Annotated in this window: 3 protein-coding genes; 1 reads left to right on the forward strand and 2 read right to left on the reverse strand. The window is 56.0% G+C overall.

All coding sequences use genetic code 11. From position 1 onward, the window contains the following. Positions 1-167 precede the first annotated feature (167 nt). Entirely contained in the window at positions 168-593 is a 426-nt protein-coding gene (locus M7F93_RS11465) for an RrF2 family transcriptional regulator (protein WP_298173622.1), read from the forward strand. Between the two features lie 224 nt (positions 594-817). On the opposite strand, the gene M7F93_RS11470 is transcribed toward M7F93_RS11465, so the two are convergent. After that, complete coding sequence (locus tag M7F93_RS11470) at positions 818-1,165, reverse strand: rhodanese-like domain-containing protein (RefSeq protein ID WP_298173625.1); 348 nt, start codon at positions 1,163-1,165, stop codon at positions 818-820. A 337-nt stretch (positions 1,166-1,502) separates the two neighbouring features. After that, on the reverse strand, positions 1,503-3,288 hold a 1,786-nt coding region (locus tag M7F93_RS11475), incomplete at its 5' end, for a putative bifunctional diguanylate cyclase/phosphodiesterase (RefSeq protein ID WP_298173628.1).

Consider the following 3,288-nt stretch of genomic DNA (forward strand, 5'->3'; position numbering starts at 1 on the left):
CCTCAAAACCATGCCCGAAGGGAAAGAGATGGACCAGTACGCCCGGAGCATGTTTGCCTACTCTATCTCTTACCTCTTCCTGCTCTTTACCGCCCTGATTTTGGGTAAGCTGGTGATGGGCTATGGTTTTTTCTGATTAATACGGCAAAATCATTCAGAGGGTTATCATGATGCTCAGCAAAGCCACGGAATATGCCCTTCGAGGGCTCATTTATCTTGCCGCACAGACACCCGGAGAGCCGGTGCTGAGCCGCGACGTCGCCAAATATTTAGGTACTCCAAATCAGTGCGTGACGAAGATATTTCGCACCCTGGCCAAGCGGGGGCTGCTGGAGTCGGTAAAGGGCCGCGGCGGTGGCTTTATGCTGATGCCCGGAGCGGAGAAGCTCAATATACTGGATGTCGTGGAGGCCGTAGAAGGTCATTCTTCTGCGCTACACTGTATTTTAGGGCTGAAAGTCTGCGCCGATGAAACCGCCTGTCCGGTGCACTGCCAGTGGGCACACTTGCGTCTTCAAGAGATGGATATGTTGCGCAAACACACTATTGGCGCCATGGCGCATGCGCTTTTCGCGGTTTCTGCGTGTGCATGACCGGATCGGAAAACCAATAGGAAAATGAACCTGGCAGCGCGCGCAGGATCCTGACCTGCGCCAGCGGCGATCGTGCTGCAACCGGCCCCGCCCAGGGGGAGTATATTGCCATGCGGGGTATGTGCCGACCTGATTTGGGTGTCGTCTGCTTGCGCATCGCCCTCCAGCATACAGATTTTCTCGCGCTCGAACATGGACTGCATCCTCCAGGCCCCCCATAAGACTCAAGCGAGTGCGCGATAGGCTTTCAGGCCGCCAGCGATGAACTTGGCATTTTTGTAGCCCATGCTGCGCAGCGTATCTGCCGATAGCGCCCCACGGTTATAGGCATTGCAATAGCAAAGAATCGTGGTATTCAGGTCGGGGATCGCGCCCTCGATGTTCATCTCCAGTTTGCCGCGACTGACGTGTAGCGAGCCTTCGATATGATCTGCATCGTGCTCTTCTTTATCACGGATATCCAGGGCAATGGCGCCAGAGGCCAACAAAGCGTCCACTTGTTCTGGCGGCACTTCCTCCACCCGCGAACGGGCGGTATCGGCAAGTTTCTGGAATTTTTCGCTGTAGGCCATGTTCAATTTCCTCATAAATAACAGAGTATAGTGCATCTGTGCAGCGATTAATTATAGCCTTCCAATCGGTTATGCGCAAGTATTATTTTCAATGACTGTTTTGACAAAATTCATAAATTATAATATATAATTATAGGACCGCACCATGGCTGAATTTCCCCTGTTTATATGTGCAATATATACCAAGGTTAACAAAATCGCATCTATATATAGTGTCTATATATTTATAGGGAATGCTGATAACAGTGCTTTCCAACCGATAATGGGCAGGTGTTATATCTCAGGATTTTATTATCCGGACAAACGCGCAATGAATCTCCAAGCGGCGCTGTTATTGCTAGGTGCTTTCTGAAGGCGCGGGTGGCGCCTTGGCTGCTGCGTTGTCCAGCATGATCCGCACCACCTGACCCAGCCCTTCTTGAAACCGATGGCTGTATATATGCAACTGACCGAGCAGCCGATGGAGTTCCTCGCGATTTCCGCTTTGCCGTACCTGAAAGATTTTTCGCCCCAGAGCATGCACTGCTTCATGCTCGGCCAGCAAGGCCTCCACCCCTGGCAGTTCTGGCGCGTGGGCGTGCAGCCAGGTGGTGATCGGGCAGGCAGCCAGGTCCGCATGCTCGTAACCCCCATGATTCATCGCGGCCTCTTCTGCCATATGCACCCATCCCAGATGCCGATACAGGGCCAGCAGCGGGGTGTCGGTATCCCCGGAGCCGAGGACAAAGGTGCGCACAAAATCCGCCACCACTGCTGCTTCCAATGGTTTGGCAATGGCATACCCCTGGAGGTAATGCACCTCCATATCGCGCAGGAGGGCGATATGCGCTTCGGTTTCCACCCCTTCCACGGCGATGGTGACGTCCATGCCCAAACCCAGACTGACGAGACTCTCTACGAATACCAGGTCCTGGGGCTTGTTCGACAACTCGCGGATAAAACCCTGATCAATCTTGATTTCGTCGATGGGCAGATTTTTGAGCCGCAAGAGTGAGGCATACGCACTCCCCACGTCATCCAGCGCGATCTTCACTCCCGCACCGCGCAGTTGCTGGAGATGTCTCAAAGCGACGTCCTGTTCGAGGATTTCTCCGATCTCCAGTACTTCCAGAATCAGGGATTCCGGGGGGATGCCTGGATGCGTAGCCAGGACGCCAAAGACCATGTCGGCAAATCCGGGGCTATCGAGTTCTTCCGGCGTCACATTGACGCTGAGAAAGAGGTCCAGTCCGGTTTCCCGCCATTGTGTCAGTTGCCGTAGCCCCGTCTGCAGCACGAAACGCCCCAGTGCCTGACGTTCCAGCGCACCCAGAGCGGGGAGAAATTGATCCGGGGAAATCTCCCGACCTTCCCGGTGCCAGCGGGTCAAGGCCTCGAGGCCCGCCACCCGGCCCGTCGCCAGGGCCACCAGCGGCTGGTAACGCAGTGTCACCGCGCCAGTGGCCAAAGCCTGCAGAAAACCTTGACGCAACAGTTCTTCGTCTGCGTTGATGTTGCCCAGCTCCGGGGAATAGATCTGCGCCCAGCCTTCGTACCCGCGGTGCGGACGGGCCTTGGCGGCGTACATGGCCTGATCGGCGTGACGCATGAGCAGATCCGCGTCGCCCTCGTCGAAAGGATAGATGCTGAGTCCCAGGCTGGCCTGAATGCTGATCGCTTCTCCATGGATCGGGAAAGGCTGCGCAATTGCCGCCCGGAGACGGACCAGGACCTGATCGAGTTCCTCCATGCCGCGCAGGCCTTCCAGTAACAGTACAAACTCATCACCACCCAGGCGCGCCACCGTATCTGTCCGGCGCACGGCCTCTTGCAGGCGGCGGGCCATCTCTTTCAGCAACTCGTCGCCGATGGCATGGCCATAAGTATCATTGACCGGCTTGAAGGCATCCAGGTCCAGAAACCCCACGGCCAGCAAGTGCTCCTGCCGTTCAGTACGGGCTAACGCCTGATCAAATATCAGTCGCAGACCATCGCGGTTGGGCAGGCCGGTCAGCACGTCGTGGGTGGCTTGTGCGGTCAGGGTCTGCTCGAAGGTCTGGCGTTGCACATCCCATCGGCGATCCAGGAAGAGGATGCGTCGATAAGCCGCTAGGCTGAACCCCAAAGCGATGATCAGAAAGACC

The sequence above is a fragment of the Acidithiobacillus sp. genome (assembly GCF_027322205.1).
GTDB lineage: Bacteria > Pseudomonadota > Gammaproteobacteria > Acidithiobacillales > Acidithiobacillaceae > Acidithiobacillus.

Coding starts and splice junctions, on each gene's coding strand:
- M7F93_RS11465 (WP_298173622.1), top strand. CDS start 168: ATGATGCTCAGCAAAGCCACGGAATATGCCCTTCGAGGGCTCATTTAT.
- M7F93_RS11470 (WP_298173625.1), bottom strand. CDS start 1,165: ATGGCCTACAGCGAAAAATTCCAGAAACTTGCCGATACCGCCCGTTCG.